Genomic DNA, 26,492 nt, shown 5'->3' with positions numbered 1-26,492 from the left:
TACTTCATGAAGTCCCCGCCGGTCCAGTACTTCGACGACGAGGCCCGCGAGAACGTCGAGAAGTTCATCGCCGGCGAGGTCGAGCGCTGACCCAGCCCCACGGCTGACAGCACCGCCCCCGCGCGGGAACGGCAACGCCCCACGCAGGTCTGACACCGAAGGTCCCCGAGCCCGCGCGCTCGGGGACCTTCGGCGTATGTGACCCTTGCTCACATGGCTGTCGCGCGTGATCTGCGGATACTTCTGCGCCTTCGGAACTTCCGTCGCCTCCTCGCCGTACGGCTCCTCTCCCAGGCGGCGGACGGCGTCTACCAGGTCGCGCTGGCCGCGCACGTCGTCTTCTCACCCGAGAGGCAGGCCTCGGCCGGCGCCATCGCCTCCGCCATGGCGGTCCTGCTTCTCCCCTACTCCCTGGTCGGCCCGTTCGCCGGTGTGCTGCTCGACCGCTGGCCGCGCCGCCAGGTCTTCCTCCACGGGAACCTGCTCAGAGCCGTCCTCGCCTGCTGCACCGCGCTGCTCATCCTCGGCTCGGTGCCCGAGTGGCTCTTCTACGCGTCGGCACTCTGCGTCACGGCGGTCAACCGCTTCGTCCTCGCCGGGCTCTCCGCCGCCCTGCCGCGCGTCGTCGACGACGACCGGCTGGTGATCGCCAACTCTCTCTCGCCGACCGCCGGCACGCTGGCGGCCACCGCCGGCGGCGGACTTGCCTTCGCCGTACGTCTACTGGCCGACGACTCGGACGCCGCGGTGGTCCTGCTGGGTGCCCTGCTCTACCTGTTCTCGGCCCTGGTCTCCTTGGCTCTGCCCCGCACCCTGCTGGGCCCGGACGCCCAGGAGAGCGCGGTACACCTGCGGGCGGCGCTGGGGATCACCGCGCGAGGGCTCGTCGCCGGGATGCGGCACCTGGTGGAGCGCCGGGACGCGGGCCGGGCGCTGATCGCCATGACGGTGCTCCGCTTCTGCTACGGCGCCCTGACCGTCATGGTGCTCATGCTCTGCCGCTACGCCTGGTCGGACGACGAGTCCGAGGGGCTGGCGCTGCTCGGACTGGCACTGGGGATCTCCGGGGCGGGCTTCTTCGTCGCCGCGGTCGTGACACCCGGGGCCGTGAACCGGTTCGGCCGGTACGGATGGATCGTCGTCTGCGCGGGGAGCGCGGCCGTCCTCGAACCCGCCCTGGGCCTGTCGTTCGCTCCGGCGCCGATGATGGTCGCGGCGTTCGTGCTCGGCGTGACGACGCAGGGATCCAAGATCGCGACGGACACGGTGGTCCAGACATCGGTGGCCGACGCCTACCGGGGACGGGTCTTCTCCCTCTACGACGTGTTGTTCAACGTGGCGTTCGTGAGCGCGGCCGCCACCGCCGCGCTCGTTCTGCCGGCCGACGGCCGGTCCGTCTCGGTGGTGGCCGGCGTGGCCGGGCTCTACGCGGTCGTCGCCGTGGCGATGTTCCGGTGGCGGCGCACGGCCACCGCCTCCTGACCTGCCGTGCGGTCGGTGTTTCACGTGAAACACACCGGCCGCCACCGTGCGGTCGGTGTTTCACGTGAAACACCGACCGCACGGGAAGAACCGGAGACTCAGTTCCGCGCCTGCCACCACTCGGTGAGAGCGGCAGCGGCGGCCTCCTCGCCCATCGGCCCGTTCTCCAGCCGCAGCTCCAGCAGGAACGCGTACGCCTGGCCGATGACGGGCCCCGGGCCGATGTCGAGAATCCGCATGATCGCGTTTCCGTCCAGGTCGGGGCGGATGGAGTCCAGCTCCTCCTGCTCCTGGAGCAGCGCGATGCGCTCCTCCAGCGCGTCGTACGTCCGGGAGAGAGCGTTCGCCTTGCGCTTGTTCCTGGTCGTGCAGTCCGAACGGGTGAGTTTGTGGAGCCGCTCCAGCAGGGGACCCGCGTCACGCACGTACCGGCGCACGGCCGAATCGGTCCACTCGCCGTCGCCATAGCCGTGGAAGCGCAGGTGGAGCTCGACCAGCCGGGAGACGTCCTTGACCATGTCGTTGGAGTACTTCAGCTCCGTCAGACGCTTCTTGACCATCTTGGCCCCGACCACCTCGTGGTGGTGGAAGGAGACGCGGCCGTCCTTTTCGAAGCGCCGGGTCCGGGGCTTGCCGATGTCGTGGAGGAGCGCAGCGAGCCTCAGGACGAGGTCCGGGCCGTTCTTCTCCAGGTCGATCGCCTGCTCCAGCACGGTCAGGGAGTGCTCGTAGACGTCCTTGTGGCGGTGATGCTCGTCACTCTCCAGCCGGAGCGCCGGCAGTTCCGGCAGCACGTACCGGGCCAGCCCCGTGTCGACCAGCAGGCCCAGCCCCTTGCGGGGGTGCTCGGAGAGGAGCAGCTTGTTGAGCTCCTCCCGGACGCGCTCGGCCGAGACGATCTCGATGCGGGGCGCCATCTCCTTCATGGCCGCGACGACCTCGGGGGCCACCTCGAAGTCGAGCTGCGCGGCGAAGCGTGCGGCCCGCAGCATGCGGAGCGGGTCGTCGGAGAAGGACGCCTCCGGTGTTCCGGGGGTGCGCAGGACGCGGTCGGCGAGGTCCTTCATCCCGTCGTGCGGGTCGATGAACTCCTTCCGCGGCAGGGCGACGGCCATCGCGTTGACCGTGAAGTCGCGGCGGACCAGGTCCTCCTCGATGGAGTCCCCGTACGAGACCTCGGGCTTCCGGGAGGTGCGGTCGTACGCCTCCGAACGGTAGGTCGTGACCTCGACCTGGTAGCCGTCCTTCTGCGAGCCCACCGTGCCGAACGCGATGCCGATCTCCCAGACCGCGTCGGCCCAGGGGCGGACGATCCTGAGAACGTCCTCCGGCCGTGCGTCGGTGGTGAAGTCGAGGTCGTTCCCGAGCCGTCCGAGCAGCGCGTCCCGGACCGAGCCGCCGACCAGGGCGAGGGAGAACCCCGCTTCCTCGAAACGGCGGGCGAGGTCGTCGGCGACGGGGGACACCCGCAGCAGTTCGCTGACCGCACGGGGCTCCGCCTGGCTCAGGGCGCTGGTCTTGTCTTCGTTGGCGTTCGGCACAACAGAAAAGGGTACGTGCCCCGACCGGCCCGGGCGTCATCGTTTCCAGGAGCCCTGCGAGACTCTCGCCGATCATGAGGGGCGGTCCGGAGCACTCCGCCACAGCGCACCTCGTTACCATGCGGGGACGCAGAACCGACAGCGATCGACACCCCAGCTGACGACGACGAGGGACGGGTACACGCGTGGCCGAGGCGGCAGACTCTCAGGGGACACATCCCTCTCCTGCTCGCCGGTGGATGAGGCGTACAGCGTCCGTGTTGCTGGGGGTGCCCCTCCTGACCGGTCTGCTCGCCGGTCCGGCGGCTTCGGCTCCCCTCGCCGGCACGGCGGAGAAGGCCGCCGCCGTCTCCAGCACGGTCGACGTCGCGCTGAACTCGCTCGCTCCCAGCGCACCGGTGGAAGGGGACTCGCTGGTCGTTTCCGGCACCCTGACCAACAAGGGCAAGGAGACGATCAAGGACGCCGAGCTGGACCTCCGGGTCGGTCCGAGGCTCTCGGGGCGTTCCTCGATCGACGCGAACGCCAAGCGCACCGGATATCTGCCGGGCGTCGACGCGGAACCGCTCGGAGACCCGTACACCGTGCAGGTGTCCTCGCTCCGCAAGGGGGTCAGCCAGGACTTCTCGCTCTCCGTCCCGGTCGACAAGCTGCCCCTGGACTCCGCCGGGGTCTACCAGCTGGCCGTCTCCCTGACCGGGCAGACGTCCGCCAGCTCCTACGAGCGGGTCCTCGGCATCCAGCGCACCTTCCTGCCCTGGCAGCCCGAGGAGAGCGATTCCAAGTCCAAGCTCACCTTCCTCTGGCCGCTGATCGCCTCCGCGCACATCACGGCCGAGACCGCTTCGGACGAACAGCAGACCCCCGTCTTCCGGGACGACGAGCTCGCCGCCGAGCTGCAGCCGGGCGGCCGGCTCGAACAGCTCGTCTCCCTCGGCAGCGGCCTCCCGGTGACCTGGGTGATCGATCCGGATCTACTGGCGAGCGTCGACGCGATGGCAGGGACCTACCGGGTCGAGTCCGGGGACACCACGGTCCCGGGCACCAACCAGGCGGTCGCCAAGAAGTGGCTCGAGGCGCTGCAGAAGGCGGTGAACGGGGGCAAGGTCGTCGCCCTTCCGTTCGCCGACCCCGACCTCGCGTCCATCGCCCACCGGGGCAAGAACGTCTCGGGAACCCTCAGCCATCTGCAGACCGCCACCGAAGCGGCGACGACCACGGTCGAGACGGTCCTGCACACCACGCCGACCACCGAGTTCGCCTGGCCCGTGGACGGTGCCGTCGATCCGTCGATCGTCGATGTGGCCACCTCGGCCGGGGCCCACAACGTGATCGCCCGCAGCGACAGCCTGAAGGAGACCGGCAACCTGCTGTACACCCCCACGGCTGCCCGGCCCATCGGCGGTGGTACGAACGCGGTCGTGGCCGACTACCGCCTCTCCACGGTCTTCGGCGGTGACATGACGGGGGGCGAGCGCTCCACGCTCGCGGTCCAGAACTTCCTCTCCCAGACCCTGGCTTTCACCAAGCAGGACGAGGAGAAGGAACGCAGCATCGTGGTGGCTCCCCAGCGGACCCCCACCGCCGCCCAGGCGCAGACGATGGCCCGGGCCCTCCGGACGCTCGACGACGGCCGCTGGACGGAGCCCCTGGACCTGGTGGGCGCCTCCGAGGTCAAGCCGGACGCCGGTGCGACCACCCGGGTGCCCAGCTCGTCCGCGTACCCGAAGAAGCTGCGCCGCCAGGAACTGCCCACCCAGGCGTTCCAGGACATCAGGGCCATCCAGGACTCGCTGAACAGCTTCCAGGTCATCCTGACCCAGCCGGAGCGGGTGGTGACCCCGTTCGGCAACGCGATCAACCGCTCGATGTCGACCTCCTGGCGGGGAAAGCCGCTGGAGGCCCAGCAGTACCGTGATGCCGTACGCACCTACCTCCAGGGACTCGTCGGCCAGGTGAACCTGATCGCGAAGTCGGACGTCACACTTTCCGGCCGCAGCGCTACGATCCCCGTCACCGTGCAGAACCAGTTGGTGCAGGGGGTCGACCACCTGGTGCTCAGGCTCACCTCCGACAACGCCACCCGTCTCAAGCTCAACGACGGCGGCGCGGTCGCGGAGCTGCCGGTGGCGATCGCGGGTGGCCACAGCCAGTCGGTGAAGTTCGACGCGGACGCCAACGTCAACGGCCAGGTGCAGGTCAGGGCCCGCCTCTTCACCCAGGACGGGACGCCGTACGGCGACGAGATGACCTTCACGGTGAAGGTCTCCGAACTGACACCGACCGTTCTGCTGGTGATCGCCGGAGGCCTGCTGCTGCTGGTCCTCGCGGGTGTGAGGATGTACAACCACCGGAAGCGCGCCGTCGCAAGCGACACGTCGGAAGGCGGCGGCGGCGAACCCGAGCAGCCGAGTGACCCGACACCGGACACCGGGCCGGAAAGCGGGGACCCGTCCGGGACGGGTGAGAAAGTGGACCGTTGAGCGATGTCTGTCGAGGCCGGTCGGCCGGGGACGATGAGGTGGGGTTTCGATGAACGCGCCGTACGACGGTGACCGCGTGCATGGCGCGGGCGGGACGGGCGCCGACCGTGTGCCCCCGGAGACGGGACCGGACGGGACGGCTCCGGACGGGACGGCTCCGGCCGACCCGTACCTCCAGCACGCCTACGACCACGACCCCTACCGGGCGCGCGACCTCGCCTCCCAGGACCCGGTCGGCGAAGCCCTGTACGACCGGGCTTCCCACCCGCCGCCGCCCCCGGGCACGTACCAGGAGCCGCAGCCGCTCTACCAGCAGCCTCCCGCGTCCCAGTACCCCCCGGACCCCCGGCTCTGGGCCCAGACGCCCGCACCGGAGCCCGCAGGGCCCTCCCGGCACCTTCCCTACGGCGACGACGCCCTGACGACCCAGTTCGTGGGCGTCGACGACCTCGTCACCCGCGCTTCGGAGGACGAGGTGGAGCCGGACGCCTTCGCCCACCTCTTCCGGGACCAGGAGGGCTCCGCGGGCGGCCGGCACGCCGGCCCGCCCGAACCCGAGCCCGCCAAGGCGCCCGCGCCTCAGAAGTCCGGCGGGCGGGCTTCGGGACTGCTCAAGTCCAGTGCCCTGATGGCCGCCGGAACGCTCGTCTCCCGGCTCACCGGCTTCGTCCGGAGTCTGGTCATCACGGCGGCTCTCGGTGCCGCCCTGCTCGGCGACAGCTTCACCATCGCCTACACCTTGCCGACGATGATCTACATCCTCACCGTCGGCGGCGGCCTGAACTCCGTGTTCGTCCCCCAGCTCGTCCGTTCGATGAAGGACGACGAGGACGGCGGCGAAGCGTACGCCAACCGCCTGCTCACCCTGGTGATGGTCGCGCTCGGCGTGATCGTGGCCGCGGCGGTGTTCGCCGCGCCACTGCTCATCAAGCTGATGTCGCTCCCGATCGCCCGAGACCCCGACGCCAACAGTGTGGCCGTCACCTTCGCGCGCTACTGCCTGCCGACGATCTTCTTCATGGGCGTGCACGTCGTGATGGGCCAGATCCTCAACGCACGCGGCAAGTTCGGCGCGATGATGTGGACCCCGGTCCTCAACAACATCGTCATGATCGCCACGTTCGGTCTCTTCATCTGGGTCTACGGCACCTCGGCCGAATCCCGGATGGGCGTCGAGACCATCCCGCCGGACGGCGTGCGACTGCTGGGCATCGGCACCCTGCTCGGGCTCACCGTGCAGGCCCTGGCGATGATCCCGTACCTGCGCGAGGCGGGATTCCGCTTCCGGCCCCGCTTCGACTGGAAGGGCCACGGCCTCGGCAAGACGATCAAGCTGGCCAAGTGGACCGTGCTCTTCGTCCTCGCCAACCAGGCGGGCGTCCTGGTCGTCACCCAGCTCGCCACCTCGGCGGGCAAGCACTCCGGCCAGGACGGCACCGGCTTCCTGGCGTACTCCAACGCCCAGCTGATCTGGGGCATGCCGCAGGCCATCATCACCGTCTCCGTGATGGCCGCGCTGCTGCCCCGCATCGCCCGGGCCGCGCACGACAACGACCCCGGCGCGGTTCGCGACGACATCTCGCAGGGGCTGCGGAACTCCGCCGTCGCGATCGTGCCGGTCGCCTTCGCATTTTTCGCGCTCGGCCTGCCGATGTGCACCCTGCTCTACGGGTCCAGCGGGTCCGATGCCTCCCGGTCGATGGGCTTCATCCTGATGGCCTTCGCCCTCGGCCTCATCCCGTACTCGGTGCAGTACGTCGTGCTGCGCGGCTTCTACGCCTACGAGGACACCCGCACCCCGTTCTACAACACGGTCATCGTGGCCGCCGTCAACGCCGCCGCCTCGGCCCTCTGCTACGTCGTCCTCCCGGCCCGCTGGGCGGTTGTCGGCATGGCGGCGTCCTACGGCCTCGCCTACGCGGTCGGGGTCGGCATCGCCTGGCGCCGGCTGCGCAAGCGGCTCGGCGGCGATCTGGACGGTGCCCGCGTCGTCCGCACGTACGCCCGCCTCTGCATGGCGGCGATCCCCGCCGCACTGGTCGGCGGTGTCGTGGGAGTCGCCCTGCTCGAACTTCTCGGCGAAGGCGTGCTCGGTTCGGTCGCCGCACTGATCTGTGGCGGCCTTCTCCTGCTCGGCATCTTCTTCGGAGCGGCCAAGAAGATGCGGATCGAAGAGGTGAACGGCCTGATGGGTATGGTCCGGGGACGGCTCGGCCGCTGAACGAGCGCCGCAGCACACAACCATCGCCGCTCTCCGCGTGTCGTGCATAGCGCCGGAGTGTGGGCACAATTGGCGTGACTGCAAGCAGAGCTGGCTGACATCGCGCAACGGATGGGGAGGCAGGAACGACGGTGGCGGAACGTAGCACGGCTGCCGTCGACGTGGCCGACAACAGCGGCGACGAGCCGCTGGCCGCCAAGGCGGACGAGGCCACGACCGACGGGACGGCTGAAGCCAAGAGCGCGGAGGGCGCGAGCCCCGACGGCGTGGACGACAAGGACGCCGACTCCCCTGCGGAGCCGCCGGCGCCCGATCTGCACAGCGGCCACAAGCTGGCCAAGCGCTACCGGCTCGAAGAGTGCGTCACCCGGCTGGATGGTTTCAGCAGCTGGCGCGCGGTCGACGAGAAACTGCGGCGCGCGGTGGGCGTCCACCTGCTCACGGCGAACCATCCCCGCGCCCGGCCGGTGCTGGCGGCGGCACGCTCGTCCGCCCTGCTCGGCGACCCACGCTTCGTCCAGGTGCTGGACGCCGTGGAGGAGGGCGACTTCGTCTACGTCGTCCACGAATGGCTCCCGGACGCCGTCGAACTCACCGCGCTGCTCGCCGCAGGGCCGATGGAGGCGCACGACGCGTTTCAACTCGTCGGACAGCTCTCCCAGGCCATGGCGGCAGCGCACCGCGAAGGGCTGGCCCACCTGCGCCTGACCCCCGGCGCCGTCCTGCGCAGCTCCACGGGGCAGTACCGCATCCGCGGCCTCGCCGTGGACGCCGCCCTGCGGGGCATCACGGCCGAGCGTCCGCTGCGCACGGACACCGAGGCGATCGGCGCCCTGCTGTACGCGGCGCTCACGCAGCGGTGGCCCTACGAAAGCGACGCCTACGGGCTCGTGGGCCTGCCCAAGGGAATGGGGCTCATCGCCCCCGACCAGGTCAGGGCGGGAGTCCACCGCGGCCTCTCCGAGCTCGCCATGCGTGCGCTCGCCAACGACGGCGCCACCGCCTCGCGGCAGGAGCCGCCCTGCACCACTCCGGACGAGCTGGCCAAGGCGGTCGCCGCGATGCCGCGGATCCTGCCTCCCGAGCCGACCTTCACCGCTCCGCCCGAGTACCAGCGGACCACCTACCAGCAGGGAACGTACGGGCGTCCGTCAGCCCGCCCCCCGCAGACGGTACCGATCATGGCCGCGCCTCCGGCGCCGCTCCAGAGCCGCACCGGCAGGGCTCTGAAGTGGGCCGTCTCCGCCCTGCTCATCGCCGCGCTGGGGCTCGGCAGCTGGCAGCTCGCCGAGACGCTCCTGGACAACAAGAAAACCGAGGAGACCGACACCACCCGGACGACGGACAGCGGCAGCACCGACAAGAACGCGCTCGTCTCCGGCAAGCCGATCACCATCGTGGAAGCCAAGGACTTCGACCCCCTGGGTACCGACGGTGGTGAGAAGCCCGAGGCGATAAAGAATGCCTACGACGGTGACCCGAGCACCTACTGGTCCACCCAGAGCTACTACACCGCACAGTTCGGCGCCCTCAAAACAGGCGTCGGCATGGTTCTCGACCTCGGCAAGGTGCAGCAGGTCGGTTCTGTGGACGTCTCCTTCCTCGACGGCGCCACCTCGGTCGAGCTGCGCACCGCGAAGGACGCGTCCCCGCCCTCCATGCCCGACGGCTTCACCAAGGTGGCCGACGGCTCGGGAACGGACGTGACGCTCAAGCCCGGGAGCCCCGTCCAGGCGCGGTATCTTCTCGTCTGGCTCACCGAGCTGCCCGGCAGTGGGAAGGACTACCGGGGCAAGGTCTCCGAGATCAAGGTCACCAGCTGACGGACCCAAGGGGCGGGGGAGCTCACCGTTGGACGACGCCAGATTCGTCGACATCAGCGACCAGGAGCTACTGGCACAGCACGTGGCCGGCGTACCGGAGGCCTTCGGTGAACTGGTGCGGCGTCACCGGGACCGTCTGTGGGCCGTGGCGCTGCGGACGCTCGGAGACCGGGAGGAAGCGGCGGACGCGGTCCAGGACGCCCTCGTCTCCGCGTTCCGCTCCGCCCACACGTTCCGGGGCCAGTCCGCCGTCACCACCTGGCTGCACCGGATCACCGTGAACGCCTGCCTCGACCGGGCGCGCAAGGCCGCCTCCCGCAGGACCTCACCGGTGGACACCGCCGAGCGCCTCGATCAGGTACTGGAGCCGCACGAGTCGGCCGAGGCACCCGCAGAGCGTCAGGACCTGCACCGCGAGCTGCTGGCCGCGCTCGCCACACTCCCTCCCGAGCAGCGCGCCGCGCTCATCCTCGTGGACATGCAGGGATATCCCGTCGCGGAGGCAGCCGTGATCCTCGAAGTCCCGACCGGCACGGTGAAGAGTCGCTGCGCCCGGGGACGGGCCCGACTCCTGCCGCTGCTGCATCATCTGCGCGGGCGTGACACGGAAGACGCACCGAGGACGAGCACGGGCCCGCCAGGTTCCGATCGGAACCGATCACAAGGTCCATTCGTCCCACGGGCGTCAGCACCGATGGACGCAGGAGCGCAGGATCCTGCCACAGCGCAGGGCGGAGGCGGACACCCATGACATCCACGACCGATACGGCTCAGCACCCGGACGTCGCCGAGATCTCCGACTTCGGCGAAGGCGTCCTCCCTGTCGCCCGGGCCACGGAGGTCCGGCGTCACCTCTTCACCTGCGCGCTCTGCGAGGACATGCGCTCCTCCCTGGAAGAGATCAGGTCTCTGCTCGGCTCACTGCCGGAGCCGTCCCCCATGCCGGCCGACGTCACGGCCCGCATCGGCGCAGCCCTCGCCGGCGAGGCACTTCTCCACACGCGTACCCCCGCGGTCGCGCCAGCGGAGCGCGTCGATGTTTCACGTGAAACGACGACGGGTGACACAGCGACGGGTGAATCAGCGGGCAGTGGTACAGCGGCCGACGAGAAAGCAGCCGGCGGAACGGCATCGCGGACCGCGGAGCAGCCGACGGGGCACATCGCGGAGAGCACTCCCTCGCAGCTCGCAGGCTCGGCTGCCGGGAAACCGCCGAAGCGCAGGGCGCCGACGCCCCGTTCCGCCACCAGCCAGTCCGGCGCCTCCACGGGGCCGGGCCGGCGCCGTTCCACCCGGCGTCGCCGGATCGTCCTCGGGACCGTGTTCGGCGCCGCGATTCTGGGCATGGGAACGCTCGTGTTCCAGACGGCAGGGATGACGGCCGGCACTTCGTCCGACGACAAAGCGGGCTCCGGGGCCGTGGCGGCCTCCACGCCCTCGGAGGACGACGCGGGGGCAGCGACGTCATCCGCCGTCGAGTTCACCGCGGCCATGCTCCCGGAACAGGTGCGGGGCCTCCTGGACAGCGCTCACGGCCTTCGGCGCACCGAGGGTAGCGACAGCACCCCGCAGGGGGCGGGCCCGTCCGGGGCACCCACCGTCGACCGTCCACTGCGGGCGCCGTCCGTACCCGCCTGCGTCCAGCGGGCGCTCGGGCGTACCGCTTCCGCCCTCGCGGTGGAGACAGGCGTCTATCGGGGCGCCGACACCTACCTCGTGGTGCTGCCGCATCCCACGGACGGTTCTCTGGTCACTGCCTACCTCGTCGATGCCGGATGCACCGCCTCCGATTCATCGGACACGGGATCCCTTCTGTTCACCCACGCCTACCCTCGCGCCTGACCCCGATGTGCCCCGCGCCACGCGGAAGGAATCGGGAATGCACGCCCCGTAGGATCCGTTGGGTGGGGTGAGAGTCGTTGAACCGACCCCCTCAGACAAGCAGGCAGACCGCAGAGACGAGGAAGACACCCGTGAGCGACGTCCGTAATGTGATCATCATCGGCTCCGGGCCGGCTGGATACACGGCCGCCCTGTACACCGCTCGCGCCTCGCTGAAGCCCCTGGTCTTCGAGGGTGCCGTCACCGCCGGTGGTGCGCTGATGAACACCACCGACGTGGAGAACTTCCCCGGGTTCCAGGACGGCATCATGGGTCCCGACCTCATGGACAACATGCGCGCCCAGGCCGAGCGTTTCGGCGCGGAGCTGGTTCCGGACGACGTGGTCGCCGTGGATCTGACCGGCGAGATCAAGACGGTCACCGACACGGCAGGCACGGTCCACCGCGCGAAGGCCGTCATCGTCACCACCGGGTCCCAGCACCGGAAGCTCGGTCTGCCGAACGAGGACGCCCTCTCCGGTCGCGGCGTCTCCTGGTGCGCCACCTGCGACGGGTTCTTCTTCAAGGACCAGGACATCGCGGTGATCGGCGGCGGCGACACCGCCATGGAGGAGGCGACCTTCCTCTCCCGCTTCGCGAAGTCGGTCACCATCGTCCACCGCCGTGACACGCTCCGCGCCTCCAAGGCGATGCAGGAGCGCGCCTTCGCCGACCCGAAGATCAAGTTCGCCTGGGACAGCGAGGTCGCCGGGGTCCACGGGGAGCAGAAGCTTTCCGGTCTGACCCTGCGCAACACCAAGACCGGAGAGACCTCCGAGCTGGCGGTCACCGGCCTCTTCATCGCTGTCGGCCACGACCCGCGGACCGAGCTCTTCAAGGGTCAGCTCGACCTCGACGAGGAGGGCTACCTCAAGGTGCAGGCCCCCTCGACCCGCACCAACCTCACGGGCGTCTTCGGTGCCGGCGACGTCGTCGACCACACCTACCGTCAGGCCATCACCGCGGCGGGCACCGGTTGCTCGGCCGCGCTCGACGCCGAACGCTTCCTGGCCGCCCTGGCGGACGAGAAGCTCGCCGAGCCGGAGAAGACCCCGGCCGTCTGAACTGCTCCACCCACACCCCACCCTGTAGTTAAGGAGGCCGCCGTGGCCGGCGCGCTGAAGACCGTTACCGACGCTACCTTCGAGGAAGAGGTCCTCAAGAGCGGCAAGCCCGTTCTCGTGGACTTCTGGGCCGCCTGGTGCGGCCCGTGCCGCCAGATCGCCCCTTCGCTGGAGGCCATCGCTGCTGAGTACGACGAGATCGAGATCGTGAAGCTCAACATCGACGAGAACCCCGAAACCGCTGCGAAGTACGGCGTGATGTCCATTCCGACGCTCAACGTCTACCAGGGTGGCGAGGTCGCCAAGACCATCGTCGGTGCCAAGCCCAAGGCCGCGATCATCCGCGACCTGGAGGACTTCATCGTCGCGAAGTAAGCACCACCCGCTCCGTGTGCACCCCAGTAGTACGCACGGAGCATGTTTCACGTGAAACGGGTCGGCCTCGTCAAGAGGCCGACCCGTTCTGCTGTACCCGTTTCGCTGTGCCGGACGCTCAATGCTGACGATCCCTCGGTCCTGACAATCCCTCGGCCGTCAGAGCGGCCGGAGCACGGGGTCCTTCTGCACCACTCCCAACAGCCGGTCCAACGCCAGCTCGACGTCTTCCCGCCAGGAGAGCGTTGTCCGCAGATCCAGCCGCAGACGCGGGTGGACGGGGTGAGGCCGGACCGTCTTGAAGCCCACCGCCAGAAGGTGATCCGCCGGGAGGAGACACGCGGGTTCCTTCCACCGCGCTTCGCCGAAGGCTTCGATCGCTTTGAAGCCCCGCTGCAGCAGGTCCTTTGCCACCGTCTGGACCATGACCCTTCCGAGCCCTTGCCGCTGGTACGCGGGGTCGATCCATCCGGTGATCAGCTGCACGGCGTCCGGCGACACCGGGCTGGTGGGAAAGGCGATGGAGCGTGGTACGTAGGCCGGCGGGGCGTAGAGCACATAGCCCACCGGCACCTCGTCGACGTAGACCAGGCGACCGCAGGAGCCCCACTCCAGGAGGACGGCGGAGAGCCAGGATTCCTTAGCCGTCTCCGACTCGCCCGCCTTGATCGCGGCGTCCGCCCTGACGGGGTCCAACTCCCAGAACACGCAGGACCGACAGCGCTGGGGGAGATCCGGAAGGTTGTCCAGGGTGAGCGGTACGAGCCGACGCCCCATGAAGGCGATCCCTCACTTCCTTGGATCCCGGGAGATACGCCCTTCCAGATCGCATCGTATCGACGCGGACAGAAAGCGCCTACCCGGGAACGAGCAAAGGACGGGTCCTGTTCCGCTGCCGGAACAGGACCCGTCCTTCCACGCGGTACCGGGACCGTCAGCCCGCCGCTTCGTCCTCGGCCGGTTTCGCGGGGGCGCCGCTCTCGAGCACCCGTCCCTCACCCGGTGCGAGGCTGCCGAGGATGCGGTTGAGATCTTCCATCGAGGCGAACTCGACGACGATCTTCCCCTTCTTCTGGCCGAGGTCGACCTTCACCCGGGTCTCGAACCGGTCCGAGAGCCGTGACGCCAGATCACTCAGCGCAGGTGAGACCAGACTTCCCGCCCTCGGCCCCTTCGGCTTCGCGGAGCGGGTGCTCTTCGACTCCATGACCTTGACGATCTCTTCGGTCGAACGCACCGAGAGTCCCTCGCGCACGATGCGACGGGAGAGGTCCTCCTGCTCCTGGGGGTCCTCCAGCGAGAGCAACGCGCGCGCATGGCCTGCTGAGAGAACTCCGGCCGCCACCCTGCTCCGCACGGAAAGCGGCAGGCGCAGCAGGCGCAGCGTGTTGGAGACCTGGGGTCGCGAGCGGCCGATTCGATCGGCCAGCTGCTCCTGGGTGCAGTTGAACTCCTTCAACAGCTGGGAATAGGCGGCGGCCTCCTCCAGCGGGTTGAGCTGAGCCCGATGCAGGTTCTCGAGGAGAGCGTCCAGCAGAAGCTTGTCGTCCTCCGTCTCCCGGACGATCGCGGGGATCCGTTCCAGGCCCGCCTCCCGGCTGGCCCGTAGCCGCCGCTCACCCATGATGAGCTCGTACTGGTCGGTCCCGACCTGACGCACCACGACGGGCTGGAGGAGCCCCACCTCCTTGATCGAGGTGACCAGCTCGTCGAGCGCCACCTCGTCGAACACCTCGCGAGGCTGCTGCGGGTTGGGGCGGATCGACTCCGGCAGCAGTTCGGCGAAGTACGCGCCGACCGGGCCCGGCTCCGACTGCTCCAGCGGCGGTTCCGGTGACTTCGGCTCGGGCACCAGAGGTCCGTCAGGAAGAGCGGACAGCTTCGCTGCCGGCACTCCCCGCTCGGCGGCCAGCACCTGTCCGGGCCCCTGGGGCACCACCTGCTTCTCCGTGGGAGCTGCCGGGATCAACGCAGCGAGGCCACGCCCCAGCCCTCGACGACGGTCACTCACTGGATGCCCTCCGAAATGCTCCGCTGGGTGCTCTGATTGCCCACGTGGGCGGGCTGGGGCTCGTACCGCACTCCGACGCCCCGCAGCGCAATCTCGCGCGCCGCTTCGAGGTACGACAGCGACCCGCTCGATCCCGGATCGTATGTCAGCACGGTCTGTCCGTAGCTCGGAGCCTCCGAGATGCGTACGGACCTCGGAATGCTCGTCCGCAGCACCTCCTTGCCGAAGTGGCTGCGCACCTCCTCCGCGACCTGGGACGCGAGCCGAGTCCTGCCGTCGTACATGGTGAGCAGAATCGTGGACACATGGAGATCAGGGTTGAGGTGACCACGCACCAGTTCGACGTTCCGCAGCAACTGCCCCAGACCCTCGAGTGCGTAGTACTCGCACTGAATGGGGATCAGCACCTCGGCTCCGGCCACCATCGCATTGACCGTCAGTAGCCCGAGGGAGGGCGGGCAGTCGATGAGGATGTAGTCGAGCGGCTGCTCGTACGCCTGGATGGCGCGCTGGAGTCGGCTCTCGCGTGCCACCAGGGAGACCAACTCGATCTCCGCACCGGCGAGGTCGATGGTGGCGGGGGCGCAGAAGAGTCCCTCTACGTCCGGGACGGGCTGCACGACTTCGGAGAGCGGCATGCTCTCCACCAGGACGTCGTAGACCGAGGGGACCTCGGCATGGTGGTCGATCCCCAGAGCCGTCGAGGCATTTCCCTGTGGATCGAGGTCGATCACCAGAACGCGGGCACCGTGCAGAGCGAGCGAGGCGGCAAGGTTGACGGTCGACGTCGTCTTGCCCACACCGCCCTTCTGGTTGGCGACCACCATGACGCGCGTCCGGTCGGGCCGTGGCAGACCCTCGCCGGCACGGCCCAGGGCCTCCACCGCCAGCTGGGCCGCACGGCCAATAGGGGTGTCATCCATCGGCGGCGGTGTTTCACGTGAAACACCGTCCCCCAAGGATTCGGTTCGGGGACCGGGGACCGGATCGGTCATCGGTCCCGCGATGTTGGCGTCGGACCGCAAGGATTCACTCTCCTCGACTTCAGGCTCGCAATGAACAGAGCCTGCCATGCTTTCGGGGTTGTGAACCAGCGAGGCCCGCTGTTCTGTGGATGGCTCCACCGATGTGGACAACTTGGTAGCTCGTTCGGGGTTGCGGTCCCGCGGCGTGGCAGCCGCACGGCCACGGCCGATGATTCCCTGCAACAGAGAGCGACGTTTCACGTGAAACACGATGCCTCTGCGGGGCAACTACCCAGCACCGACACTCCGCGTGGTGAGGTCAGGGCTACTTCTGTGGAGCATCGCTCCGCAAGCCACCAGACCGGACCTCGGCAAGGTTGCGCGTCGGCCGCTCCCCCGTCCCGTCCGTGAAAGGCGATTCAACGCCGACGGCGCGTACGCCCCACCCGGGCCGCCTTGGCCCTCTTTGCGGCGAACCTCACACCGCCCGGGCTCTCACCCACGACCACCCGGACCACCGTCGTCGTGGGGTCCACCACACCGGTCCCGGCGTGCAGCACCTCGGTCTCCACCACACCCAGCTTGCTCAGCGCAGCGCGCGCGCCGTTGATCTCCTCTTCGGCGGTGTCGCCCTTGAGCGCCAGCATCTCGCCGTACGGGCGCAGCAGCGGCACGCCCCAGCCGGCGAGGCGGTCCAGCGGTGCGACCGCCCGTGCCGTGACGACGTGGACCGGCTGAAGCTTTCCCAGCACCTCTTCGGCCCGGCCCCGGACGACCGTCACATGATCCAGGCCGAGCAGTTCCACGACCTCCTGGAGGAAGTTCGTCCGCCGGAGCAGCGGTTCCAGCAGCGTGATCTTCAGGTCGGGACGCACCAGCGCCAGCGGGATTCCGGGCAGCCCTGCCCCGGAGCCCACGTCGCACACCGTGACGTCCCGGGGGACCACCTCGGAGAGCACGGCGCAGTTCAGCAGGTGCCGCTCCCACAGACGTGGGACCTCACGCGGACCGATCAGTCCACGCTTGACACCCGCGTCCGCGAGCAGCTCCGCGTACCTGACCGCCTCCGGGAAGAACTCACCGAAAACCGCCTGGGCCGCCTCAGGTGCCTGAGGGAGCGCTGCTTCCTCCGTCACGGGGACCGTCCTTCCCTACCGCACTACCGCACTGTGGATGGCTGACTATCAGGCTGACAAAGATCGGCCCCGCCTGCGAACAGACGGGGCCGACAGAACACGTTCCGGTCAGGCCGGAAGGACGACGACGAAGCGCTGGGGCTCCTCGCCCTCGGACTCGCTCCGCAGACCGGCCGCCGCGATCGCGTCATGCACGACCTTGCGCTCGAACGGCGTCATCGGCTCCAGTCGCACCGGCTCGCCGGAGCTCTTGACCTCGTCCGCGGCCTTCGCGCCGAGCGCCGCCAGGACCTCGCGCTTCTTGGCCCGGAAACCCGCGATGTCCAGCATCAGGCGGCTGCGGTCACCGGTCTCCCGGTGCACCGCGAGCCGGGTCAGCTCCTGGAGCGCCTCCAGCACCTCGCCGTCGCGTCCCACCAGCTTCTGCAGTTCACGCGCCGACTCGCTGATGATCGAAACCGCTGCCCGGTCCGCCTCGACGTCCATGTCGATGTCGCCGTCGAGATCGGCGATGTCGAGGAGGCCTTCGAGGTAGTCAGCCGCGATCTCGCCTTCCTGCTCGAGGCGGGTCAAGGTGTCGCTGCCCTCAGCGGCCGTGGAGATGGTGCCTTCCGACACGGATGGACTCCCTTACTTCTTGGACGGGTGCTTGGGCCGCTGCGGGCCCTTGCGCGGTCCGGACTTTGCCTGGCGTGAGGAGCCCGACGCGGGCTTGGCCGCCGGCTTCGACTTGTCGTCCTGCTTCTGGAGCGAGGTCTTGGCCTCCGAGGTGTCACCGGAGTCCGGTTCCTTGGCCGCCTCGGTCTGACCGACGGTGGCCGTCCTCTGCGCCTTGCTCTGCCGCTTGGGCTGCTGCCGGCGCTGGGTGGTTCCCTCGGTCTCGGCCACGGACGACTCGCTCTTCGCCACGGTCCCGTCCTCCTGGGCGGCAAGGCCCAGCTTGGAGAGTCCGTTGATGAACTTGCGCTCGATGTCGTTGCGCTCCGTGCCCTTGGCGAAGATGCGCTTGACGGTGTTCCGACGCGTCCGGCCGCGTACCTCGCCGTGCTGGGTGATGCTCTTCAGCAGGCGTCCGAGGTACTGCTCCTGGGCCTTGCTGCCCGGTGTCGGGTTCTGGTTGATCACATACATCTGCTGACCCATGGTCCAGACGTTGGTAGTCAGCCAGTAGACGAGGACACCGACGGGGAAATTGATGCCCATCACGGCGAAGATCAGCGGGAAGACGTACATCAGCATCTTCTGCTGCTGCATGTACGGGGTCTTCACCGAGAGGTCGACGTTCTTCGTCATCAACTGGCGCTGGGTGAAGAACTGCGAGGCCGACATCATGATGATCATGACCGCGGTGACGACCCGGACGTCGACGAGCGAGGCACCGAGCGCCTGCACCTCGGCGGAGCTGTTCATGAACTTCGCCGCGAGCGGGGCGCCGACGATGTGGGCCTGCCGCGCACTGTCGAGCAGCGGCTGGTCGATGACGCCGATCGTCTTGCCGTTGGCGATGGCCGCGAGCACGTGGTAGAGGGCGAAGAAGAACGGGGACTGCGCCAGGATCGGAAGGCACGAGGAGAGGGGGTTGGTACCCGTCTCCTTGTACAGCTTCATCATCTCTTCGGACTGACGCTGCTTGTCGTTCTTGTAGCGCTCCTGGATCGCCTTCATCTTCGGCTGGAGCACCTGCATGTTCCGCGTCGACTTGATCTGCTTCACGAAGAGCGGGACCAGGCAGATGCGGATCAGGATCACGAGGGACACGATGGACAGGCCCCAGGCCCAGCCCGTGTCTGCACCGAAGATCGCCCCGTACACCTTGTGGAACTGGACGATCACCCATGAGACGGGTGTGGTGATAAAGCTGAACAGACTGGCAATCGTGTCCACTAATCAGGCTCCTTGAGCTTTGGGCGAGGTCTCTGTGGCCGGACCCGGTGTCACGGCTGCCGCAGCTGTCGCGGTCGTCGCGTCCCCGGGGGACACATCAGTGGCGGAGTCCCCGCCCTTGTCACCGCGCAGCGCGTTGCGCAGCAGTTCGTGCCAGCGCGGACGCTTGCGCGGCGGGACATGGTCCACACCGCCCGGCGACCACGGATTGCATCGCAGAATGCGCCAGGCGGTCAGCGCTGTTCCCTTGACCGCCCCATGCCGGTCTATCGCCGTGAATCCGTAGTGCGAGCACGACGGGTAGTAGCGGCAGACAGGGCCCAGCAGCGGGCTGATCGTCCACTGGTACAGCTTGATGAGAGCCAGCAGCGGGTACTTCATCGCGCGCCCCCTCCCAGCAGCCGCGCGAAGGCGGCGTCCAGGTCTCGGGTCAGCTGAGCGTGGTCGGCGTCACCCGAACCGGGCAACGCGCGCACCACGACCAGGCTACCGGGGGGCAGCTGAGCCAGCCGGTCTCGAACCAGGTGGCGTAGCCGACGCTTCACAGCGGTGCGGACGACCGCACCACCCACGGCTTTGCTGACGACGAAACCCGCACGCGGTGGGGGAGGGGTCTCCCCCGACACGTGCGGGTCCGTAGTACCGCTGCGTAGATGGACGACGAGCAGAGGGCGACCAGCCCTGCGTCCTCGTCGTACCGCGGTCGCGAAGTCCTCGCGCCGCCTCAGCCGATTCTCGGTAGGCAGCACGTCATGACCTGTTGATGATCAGGCGGACAGGCTGCTGCGACCCTTGCCACGGCGGTTCGCGAGAATCGCGCGGCCGGCACGGGTACGCATACGCAGCCGGAAGCCGTGGGTCTTGGCGCGACGGCGGTTGTTCGGCTGGAAGGTGCGCTTGCTCACTCGGGGGCTCCAGAATAAATCGGGTGGTGGCGAAACATCGCCTGGCTGTCACCGTGCGCCCACGAGGAACTCGCGTAAACGCCTTAGTGCACCGCTTCACGATCACAGATCGTGATCTTTGCCCATCGGAGGCAGGCGGCAGCAGCCATCGACAACTCGACCTGGTCACGGTACGCGCGGCTACGCCATCCGGTCAAACTGACCGCGAGCGACCCCCCGCTATGCACAGGCTGTGGACAACAACTTGAACCGGGCGGGTCGCCGTGACTACCGTGACTGAACTCCGGTTTCTTTTCGTTCCCCCCTGCCGGGCCCGACCCGACCCGACCCATTCCGTCCCGGGAGACACATTTTCGTGGGACATGCGAGAGAGCGTGCCTTGTGGCTGACGTACCTGCCGATCTTGCCGCAGTGTGGCCACGCGTGCTGGAACATCTCCTCGGGGAGGGCCAGCAGGGCATCGAGCCGAAGGACAAGCAGTGGATCGAGCGCTGCCAGCCGCTCGCGCTGGTCGCCGACACCGCGCTGCTCGCCGTACCGAACGAGTGGGGCAAGCGGGTCCTCGAGGGCCGGCTCGCGCCGCTCATCAGCGAGACGCTGACCCGCGAGTGCGGCCGGACCATCCGGATCGCGATCACGGTCGACGACTCGGCCGGTGAGCCGCCGACCCCTCCTGCGCCGCCCCTGCACCAGACCCAGCAGGGCCGGCAGAACCACCGGTACGCGAACCCGCCCCACGACGAGCAGCAGCACGGCGACCCGTACGACCCGTACGGTCACCGTCCGCAGGATGACGGGATGCCGACCGCCCGCCCCGCGTATCCGGAGTACCAGCAGCGCCCCGAGCCGGGTGCCTGGCCGCGTACCCAGGAGGACCTCTCCTGGCAGCAGCCACGGCACGGCGGCTACCAGGACCGGGAGCAGCAGGCCGACCAGTGGCGCGAGCCGTACGGCACCGGGCGTCCGCAGCAGCCCTCGCACGACTACCGGCCGCAGCCGCCGGAGCGTCAGGGGTACGAGTCCCAGCGGCCCGAACGGCACGACCTCCAGGACCAGCAGCACCGGCAGGGCCGGGCCGGCGGCGGGATGCCGGGTCCGGGTGCGCAGCCGTCCCCCGCGCCCGGTCCGGGCGAGCCGCACGCACGGCTGAACCCCAAGTACCTCTTCGACACCTTCGTCATCGGCGCGTCCAACCGGTTCGCGCACGCGGCGGCGGTGGCGGTGGCCGAGGCACCGGCGAAGGCGTACAACCCGCTCTTCATCTACGGGGAGTCCGGGCTCGGCAAGACCCATCTGCTGCACGCCATCGGGCATTACGCGCGGAGCCTCTACCCGGGGACCCGGGTGCGGTACGTGAGCTCCGAGGAGTTCACCAACGAGTTCATCAACTCGATCCGCGACGGCAAGGGCGACACCTTCCGCAAGCGCTACCGCGACGTGGACATCCTGCTCGTCGACGACATCCAGTTCCTGGCGAGCAAGGAGTCGACGCAGGAGGAGTTCTTCCACACCTTCAACACGCTGCACAACGCGAACAAGCAGATCGTGCTCTCCTCGGACCGGCCGCCCAAACAGCTGGTGACGCTGGAGGACCGGCTGCGGAACCGGTTCGAGTGGGGCCTCACCACCGACGTGCAGCCGCCCGAACTGGAGACGCGGATCGCGATCCTGCGCAAGAAGGCGGTGCAGGAGCAGCTGAACGCCCCGCCGGAGGTGCTGGAGTTCATCGCGTCCCGGATCTCACGGAACATCCGTGAGCTGGAAGGCGCGCTGATCCGGGTGACGGCGTTCGCGAGCCTGAACCGGCAGCCGGTGGACCTGGGGCTGACCGAGATCGTGCTGAAGGACCTGATCCCCGGTGGGGAGGACTCGGCACCGGAGATCACCGCGCCCGCGATCATGGCGGCCACCGCCGACTACTTCGGGCTGACGGTCGAGGACCTCTGCGGATCGTCGCGCAGCCGCGTGCTGGTGACCGCCCGGCAGATCGCCATGTACCTCTGCCGCGAACTGACGGATCTCTCACTGCCGAAGATCGGCGCGCAGTTCGGCGGTCGCGACCACACCACGGTCATGCACGCGGACCGCAAGATCCGCGCGCTGATGGCGGAGCGCCGCTCCATCTACAACCAGGTCACCGAGCTCACCAACCGCATCAAGAACGGCTGACAGCCCGCCGGTCCCGTTCGGGGGACGAGCGGCACACGGGCACCCGCCCCGGCGCGCTCCGCCCACAGGGAGTGGACAACGAGGCGCCCCGCCAGACCTTTTCACGGTCCGGTGGGGCGCCTTCCGTCGTTCCCGGGGCGCCTTCCGTCGTTCCCGGGGCGCCTGGGGAGCAGCGGTTCCGGGATGCACCGGCGGCGTCCGCGAGGCGCCATCGGCGGCGGGCCGACGACTGCTCGTCATTCCTTCCGGAGCTCGTGGAAACGCTCCAGGAGCAGCTCCGACGGGAGCGTCCACGGAGCCGAACGGAGCCGATTCGGGTCCGTGACGGCCCGGGGAGCCCTCGTTCCGGCCGCTCGCGGGGCTTGTCGCTGTTCGAACAGAAGGTCACAGAAGAGCGGACACGGTGCTTCTCCACAGATGTGCCGGAAATCTTCTCTCCACAGCCTGGGGACCACGAAGTTGTCCAGATTGCGTCCACAGGACCGACTGTCGATACTCCATCAGGCCAGGTCAACTGCCTGGGGATTTGTGGTCAACCTTGATCCACAGCCTGTGGATAAATATTCTGTCCACAGGACCTCATCCAGGTTGTCCACCGCCAACTCACAGGATCAGGTCTCTTGTCCCCAGGAGGAACCCTCTTCTCCACACCGCTGTCCACTGTTCGGCAACACGACACCCCTCCTCACTGCCGAGAGTGAAAGGCGTCACACCAAGGTGGCTGATTGGGCTGTGGGGAACCGGGGTAAAGCTGGGGACGGCCCTGGGGAGAAGTACCCCCGCCCTGTGCATCGGGTGTGCAGAACTTTCGTGTGTCCACAGAAGTGCCTGGTTATCCACTGACTGCACCCACAGGGTCGGTGGACAAAAAATTGGCTCTGACCTGCGCAAATGACGTTATCCACGGTTTCCACAGGGCCTACTACTACTACCCCTCAGAGTTAGCCAGGAATCAGCTTCGAAGTGGGGGCTGTGCACAACTTGGCTCGCTGGGCTCTCGGACCGCTGCGGGCGACTTGACCCCGAGCAGCGACGAGTGTCGGTGCCGTACGTCAGACTGGACCCCGGCGTCCTCCCCGGCCCCCCGGCCGACGGACCCGATCGACGACGAAGGCCAGCAGGGCGAGCGAGCAACAGCAGGAGGCGGTTCCGGTGAAGATCCGGGTGGAGCGCGATGTACTCGCGGAGGCGGTGGCCTGGGTGGCCCGCAGCCTCCCGGCCCGTCCGCCGGCGCCCGTCCTCGCGGGCCTTCTGCTGAAGGCCGAGGACGGTGCCCTCAGCTTCTCCAGCTTCGACTACGAGGTCTCGGCGAAGGTCTCCGTCGACGCGGAGATCGAGGAGGACGGCACGGTCCTGGTCTCCGGGCGCCTGCTCGCCGACATCTGCCGCGCTCTGCCCAACCGCCCGGTGGAGATCTCCACCGACGGGGTGCGCGCGACCGTGGTCTGCGGCTCCTCGCGCTTCACCCTCCACACACTGCCTGTGGAGGAGTACCCGGCGCTGCCGCAGATGCCGACCGCGACCGGCACGGTGCCCGGTGAGGTCTTCGCCTCCGCCGCAGCCCAGGTCGCCATCGCCGCAGGCCGCGACGACACCCTCCCGGTGCTCACCGGTGTGCGCATCGAGATCGAGGGCGAGACGGTCACGCTCGCCTCGACCGACCGGTACCGCTTCGCCGTCCGCGAGTTCCAGTGGAAGCCGGAGAACCCGGACGCCTCCGCGGTGGCCCTGGTGCCGGCCAAGACGCTCCTGGACACCGCAAAGGCGCTCACCAGCGGCGACACGGTCACCCTGGCGCTCTCCGGCGCCGGTGCGGGCGAGGGCCTGATCGGTTTCGAGGGCGCCGGCCGTCGCACGACCACCCGTCTGCTCGAAGGCGACCTGCCGAAGTACCGCACGCTCTTCCCGACCGAGTTCAACTCCGTCGCCGTGATCGAGACCGCCCCGTTCGTCGAGGCCGTCAAGCGCGTGGCCCTCGTCGCCGAGCGGAACACCCCGGTGCGGCTCAGCTTCGAACAGGGCGTGCTCATCCTGGAGGCCGGTTCCTCCGACGACGCACAGGCTGTGGAGCGCGTCGACGCGGTGCTGGAGGGCGACGACATCTCGATCGCCTTCAACCCGACCTTCCTGCTGGACGGGCTGAGCGCCATCGACTCCCCGGTCGCCCAGCTCTCCTTCACCACGTCCACGAAGCCCGCCCTGCTCAGCGGCCGTCCGGCCGTCGACGCCGAGGCGAACGACGCGTACAAGTACCTGATCATGCCGGTCCGCCTCTCCGGCTGACGCTGATCGGTACCCGTACCCACGACCAGGGATGCGGCGGGCAGGCTCGGCGCTGAGCTTGCCCGCCGCTCCGTGTTCCGGTGCCGGGCGTAGGCTCGGACATGGGAACGTATCGGCACAACGCTTAAGGAATCTCTGATGGAGCTCGGTCTCGTCGGCCTCGGCAAGATGGGCGGCAACATGCGCGAGCGCATCCGCCGCGCAGGCCACACCGTCATCGGTTACGACCGGAACCCGGACGTCGCCGATGTCCACAGCCTCGAAGAGCTTGTGGGCAAGCTGAAGGGCCCGCGTGTCGTCTGGGTCATGGTCCCGGCCGGCGCCGCGACGCAGTCCACCATCGACGAGCTGTCGGAGCTGCTCCAGCCCGGCGACATCGTCGTCGACGGCGGCAACAGCCGCTGGACCGACGACGAGAAGCACGCCGTCGAGCTGGGCATCAAGGGCATCGGCTTCGTCGACTGCGGCGTCTCCGGTGGTGTCTGGGGCCTGGAGAACGGCTACGCCCTGATGTACGGCGGCAAGCCCGAGGACGTCGCGAAGGTGCAGCCCGTCTTCGACGCCCTGAAGCCGGAGGGCGAGTTCGGTTCCGTCCACGCGGGCAAGGTCGGCGCCGGCCACTTCGCGAAGATGGTCCATAACGGCATCGAGTACGCCATGATGCAGGCCTACGCCGAGGGCTGGGAGCTCCTGGAGAAGGTCGACTCCGTCACCGACGTGCGCGAGGTCTTCCGCTCCTGGCAGGAAGGCACCGTCATCCGTTCCTGGCTGCTCGACCTCGCGGTCAACGCCCTGAACGACGACGAGCACCTCGACGGCCTGCGCGGCTACGCCGCCGACTCGGGCGAGGGCCGCTGGACGGTCGAGGCCGCGATCGACAACGCGGTGCCGCTGCCCGCGATCACCGCGTCGCTCTTCGCGCGCTTCGCCTCGCGCCAGGACGACTCGCCGCAGATGAAGATGATCGCCGCGCTGCGCAACCAGTTCGGTGGCCACGCGGTCGAGAACAAGAAGTAGTACGCACACGGAGCAGGACGGACGGAAGGCCCGCGACCATGCACGTCACGCATCTCTCGCTGGCCGACTTCCGCTCGTACGCCCGGGTCGAGGTACCTCTCGACCCGGGCGTCACCGTGTTCGTGGGGGCCAACGGGCAGGGCAAGACCAACCTCGTCGAGGCGGTCGGCTATCTCGCCGCCCTCGGCAGCCACCGGGTCTCCTCGGACGCCCCCCTGGTGCGCATCGGCGCCGAGCGTGCTGTCGTCCGGGCCGCGGTGACCCAGGGCGAACGCTCCCAGCTGATCGAACTGGAGCTCAACCCCGGGCGTGCCAACCGTGCCCGGATCAACCGGTCCTCGCAGGTCAGACCGCGGGACGTGCTGGGCATCCTGCGGACCGTGCTGTTCGCCCCCGAGGACCTTGCCCTGGTCAAGGGCGACCCGGGTGAGCGCCGCCGCTTCCTGGACGAGCTGGTCACCGCCCGCTCCCCCCGGATGGCGGGCGTCCGCTCCGACTACGACCGGGTGCTGAAGCAGCGCAACACCCTGCTGAAGTCCGCCGCGATGGCCCGCCGCCACGGCGGCCGTTCCATGGACATGTCGACGCTCGACATCTGGGACCAGCACCTGGCCCAGGTCGGCGCCGAGCTGCTCGCGCACCGGCTGGATCTGATCGCCGTGCTCCAGCCGCTCACCGACAAGGCGTACGGCGACGTCGCCCCGGGCGGCGGTCCGGTGGGCCTGGAGTACCGCGGCTCGGTGGGCGAGAACCCGGGGCGGACCCGTGAGGAGCTGTACGAACAGCTGCTGGCCGCGCTCGCCGGCGTGCGGAAGCAGGAGATCGAGCGGGGGGTGACCCTCGTCGGCCCGCACCGGGACGATCTGCTGCTGGGCCTGCGCGGGATGCCCGCCAAGGGGTACGCGAGCCACGGGGAGTCCTGGTCGTACGCGCTGGCGCTGCGGCTGGCCTCGTACGAGCTGCTGCGGGCCGAGGGCAACGAGCCGGTGCTGGTCCTCGACGACGTCTTCGCCGAGCTGGACGCGCGGCGCCGCGAGCGCCTCGCGGAGCTGGTGGCCCCGGCCGAGCAGGTGCTGGTGACGGCCGCGGTCGACGACGACGTGCCGGGGGTGCTCACGGGCACCCGGTACGCGGTCGCGGGGGGCGAGGTGACCCGGCTGTGAGCGCCTCCGGGGGCCGTGAGCCGGGCGCTGCCGACGGCGCCGCCGCCAGGGATGCGGCCGGTGGCGAAACGTCCGCCGGCAGGACGTCC

22 protein-coding genes are annotated in these 26,492 nt (G+C 69.0%); 12 read left to right on the top strand and 10 right to left on the bottom strand.

Annotation, left to right across the window (positions count from 1 at the left end; all coding sequences use genetic code 11):
- Positions 1–213 precede the first annotated feature (213 nt).
- On the top strand, positions 214–1,482 hold the full coding sequence (locus ACFZAX_RS05200) for an MFS transporter (RefSeq protein WP_390959213.1): 1,269 nt from the start codon (positions 214–216) through the stop codon (positions 1,480–1,482).
- Between the two features lie 98 nt (positions 1,483–1,580).
- Here ACFZAX_RS05200 and ACFZAX_RS05195 read toward each other — a convergent pair whose 3' ends face one another.
- Complete coding sequence (locus ACFZAX_RS05195) at positions 1,581–3,023, bottom strand: CCA tRNA nucleotidyltransferase (protein WP_390959211.1); 1,443 nt, start codon at positions 3,021–3,023, stop codon at positions 1,581–1,583.
- Positions 3,024–3,208: 185 nt separating this feature from the next.
- Here ACFZAX_RS05195 and ACFZAX_RS05190 point away from each other — a divergent pair, with 185 nt between their 5' ends.
- From ACFZAX_RS05190 to trxA, 7 genes are all read left to right on the top strand, one after another.
- Positions 3,209–5,506, top strand: a complete 2,298-nt coding sequence (locus tag ACFZAX_RS05190) for a DUF6049 family protein (RefSeq protein ID WP_390959210.1) — start codon at positions 3,209–3,211, stop codon at positions 5,504–5,506.
- A gap of 49 nt (positions 5,507–5,555) precedes the next feature.
- A complete protein-coding gene (murJ, locus tag ACFZAX_RS05185; protein ID WP_390959208.1) occupies positions 5,556–7,727 on the top strand; it encodes a murein biosynthesis integral membrane protein MurJ in 2,172 nt (723 codons plus the stop codon).
- A gap of 131 nt (positions 7,728–7,858) precedes the next feature.
- On the top strand, positions 7,859–9,550 hold the full coding sequence (locus ACFZAX_RS05180; RefSeq protein ID WP_390959206.1) for a protein kinase family protein: 1,692 nt from the start codon (positions 7,859–7,861) through the stop codon (positions 9,548–9,550).
- A gap of 28 nt (positions 9,551–9,578) precedes the next feature.
- Positions 9,579–10,301, top strand: a complete 723-nt coding sequence (gene sigM, locus ACFZAX_RS05175; protein WP_390959204.1) for an RNA polymerase sigma factor SigM — start codon at positions 9,579–9,581, stop codon at positions 10,299–10,301.
- Positions 10,298–11,392 (top strand): anti-sigma factor family protein, encoded by a 1,095-nt coding sequence (locus ACFZAX_RS05170; protein ID WP_390959202.1) that lies wholly within the window; start codon positions 10,298–10,300, stop codon positions 11,390–11,392. The genes sigM and ACFZAX_RS05170 overlap by 4 nt, the downstream gene beginning before the upstream one ends.
- A 131-nt stretch (positions 11,393–11,523) precedes the next feature.
- The gene (gene trxB, locus ACFZAX_RS05165) at positions 11,524–12,495 is read left to right on the top strand and encodes a thioredoxin-disulfide reductase (protein WP_390959201.1); all 972 of its coding nucleotides are present in this window, start codon (positions 11,524–11,526) and stop codon (positions 12,493–12,495) included.
- Positions 12,496–12,537: 42 nt separating this feature from the next.
- Positions 12,538–12,870 (top strand): thioredoxin, encoded by a 333-nt coding sequence (trxA, locus tag ACFZAX_RS05160; RefSeq protein WP_390959199.1) that lies wholly within the window; start codon positions 12,538–12,540, stop codon positions 12,868–12,870.
- Positions 12,871–13,029: 159 nt separating this feature from the next.
- Here the strand turns inward: trxA and ACFZAX_RS05155 are convergent, their stop codons facing one another.
- From ACFZAX_RS05155 to rpmH, 9 genes are all read right to left on the bottom strand, one after another.
- The gene (locus ACFZAX_RS05155; protein WP_390959197.1) at positions 13,030–13,647 is read right to left on the bottom strand and encodes a GNAT family N-acetyltransferase; all 618 of its coding nucleotides are present in this window, start codon (positions 13,645–13,647) and stop codon (positions 13,030–13,032) included.
- 157 nt (positions 13,648–13,804) lie between these two features.
- Positions 13,805–14,881, bottom strand: a complete 1,077-nt coding sequence (locus tag ACFZAX_RS05150) for a ParB/RepB/Spo0J family partition protein (RefSeq protein WP_390959195.1) — start codon at positions 14,879–14,881, stop codon at positions 13,805–13,807.
- On the bottom strand, positions 14,878–15,954 hold the full coding sequence (locus ACFZAX_RS05145) for an AAA family ATPase (RefSeq protein WP_390959193.1): 1,077 nt from the start codon (positions 15,952–15,954) through the stop codon (positions 14,878–14,880). The genes ACFZAX_RS05150 and ACFZAX_RS05145 overlap by 4 nt, the downstream gene beginning before the upstream one ends.
- Positions 15,955–16,265: 311 nt before the next feature.
- Positions 16,266–16,982: a 16S rRNA (guanine(527)-N(7))-methyltransferase RsmG gene (rsmG, locus tag ACFZAX_RS05140; protein ID WP_390959192.1), complete on the bottom strand. Its 717-nt coding sequence runs from the start codon at positions 16,980–16,982 to the stop codon at positions 16,266–16,268.
- Positions 16,983–17,090: 108 nt separating this feature from the next.
- A complete protein-coding gene (locus ACFZAX_RS05135; protein WP_266706608.1) occupies positions 17,091–17,600 on the bottom strand; it encodes a R3H domain-containing nucleic acid-binding protein in 510 nt (169 codons plus the stop codon).
- Positions 17,601–17,612: 12 nt separating this feature from the next.
- A complete protein-coding gene (yidC, locus tag ACFZAX_RS05130; protein WP_390959189.1) occupies positions 17,613–18,866 on the bottom strand; it encodes a membrane protein insertase YidC in 1,254 nt (417 codons plus the stop codon).
- 3 nt (positions 18,867–18,869) lie between these two features.
- Positions 18,870–19,247 (bottom strand): membrane protein insertion efficiency factor YidD, encoded by a 378-nt coding sequence (yidD, locus tag ACFZAX_RS05125; RefSeq protein WP_390959188.1) that lies wholly within the window; start codon positions 19,245–19,247, stop codon positions 18,870–18,872.
- Positions 19,244–19,615: a ribonuclease P protein component gene (rnpA, locus tag ACFZAX_RS05120; protein WP_390959186.1), complete on the bottom strand. Its 372-nt coding sequence runs from the start codon at positions 19,613–19,615 to the stop codon at positions 19,244–19,246. Before rnpA ends, yidD begins: the two co-directional genes overlap by 4 nt.
- Before the next feature lie 18 nt (positions 19,616–19,633).
- A complete protein-coding gene (gene rpmH / locus ACFZAX_RS05115; protein ID WP_003967884.1) occupies positions 19,634–19,771 on the bottom strand; it encodes a 50S ribosomal protein L34 in 138 nt (45 codons plus the stop codon).
- A gap of 381 nt (positions 19,772–20,152) precedes the next feature.
- Here rpmH and dnaA point away from each other — a divergent pair, with 381 nt between their 5' ends.
- The 4 genes from dnaA to recF all read left to right on the top strand — a co-directional run bounded on the left by dnaA (position 20,153) and on the right by recF (position 26,403).
- Positions 20,153–21,940, top strand: coding sequence for a chromosomal replication initiator protein DnaA (gene dnaA / locus ACFZAX_RS05110; RefSeq protein WP_390959184.1), 1,788 nt, complete (start codon positions 20,153–20,155; stop codon positions 21,938–21,940).
- Between the two features lie 1,152 nt (positions 21,941–23,092).
- Positions 23,093–24,223: a DNA polymerase III subunit beta gene (gene dnaN / locus ACFZAX_RS05105; RefSeq protein WP_386885238.1), complete on the top strand. Its 1,131-nt coding sequence runs from the start codon at positions 23,093–23,095 to the stop codon at positions 24,221–24,223.
- 138 nt (positions 24,224–24,361) lie between these two features.
- Positions 24,362–25,240, top strand: a complete 879-nt coding sequence (gene gnd, locus ACFZAX_RS05100) for a phosphogluconate dehydrogenase (NAD(+)-dependent, decarboxylating) (protein WP_390959181.1) — start codon at positions 24,362–24,364, stop codon at positions 25,238–25,240.
- A 38-nt stretch (positions 25,241–25,278) separates the two neighbouring features.
- Entirely contained in the window at positions 25,279–26,403 is a 1,125-nt protein-coding gene (gene recF / locus ACFZAX_RS05095) for a DNA replication/repair protein RecF (RefSeq protein WP_390959179.1), read from the top strand.
- Positions 26,404–26,492: the final 89 nt, after the last annotated feature.

Source organism: Streptomyces sp. NPDC008125, from assembly GCF_042957125.1.
In the GTDB taxonomy this organism is placed as follows: Bacteria; Actinomycetota; Actinomycetes; order Streptomycetales; family Streptomycetaceae; genus Streptomyces.
Note: the sequence above shows the minus strand (reverse complement) of the source record. Positions and strands in the feature narration are given on the sequence as shown.

Bases quoted from the DNA above. Each gene is read 5' to 3' on its own strand.
- ACFZAX_RS05200 (WP_390959213.1), top strand. From the start codon at position 214: ATGGCTGTCGCGCGTGATCTGCGGATACTTCTGCGCCTTCGGAACTTC.
- murJ (WP_390959208.1), top strand. From the start codon at position 5,556: ATGAACGCGCCGTACGACGGTGACCGCGTGCATGGCGCGGGCGGGACG.
- ACFZAX_RS05170 (WP_390959202.1), top strand. From the start codon at position 10,298: ATGACATCCACGACCGATACGGCTCAGCACCCGGACGTCGCCGAGATC.
- ACFZAX_RS05155 (WP_390959197.1), bottom strand. From the start codon at position 13,647: ATGGGGCGTCGGCTCGTACCGCTCACCCTGGACAACCTTCCGGATCTC.
- ACFZAX_RS05145 (WP_390959193.1), bottom strand. From the start codon at position 15,954: ATGGCAGGCTCTGTTCATTGCGAGCCTGAAGTCGAGGAGAGTGAATCC.
- yidD (WP_390959188.1), bottom strand. From the start codon at position 19,247: ATGAAGTACCCGCTGCTGGCTCTCATCAAGCTGTACCAGTGGACGATC.
- gnd (WP_390959181.1), top strand. From the start codon at position 24,362: ATGGAGCTCGGTCTCGTCGGCCTCGGCAAGATGGGCGGCAACATGCGC.
- recF (WP_390959179.1), top strand. From the start codon at position 25,279: ATGCACGTCACGCATCTCTCGCTGGCCGACTTCCGCTCGTACGCCCGG.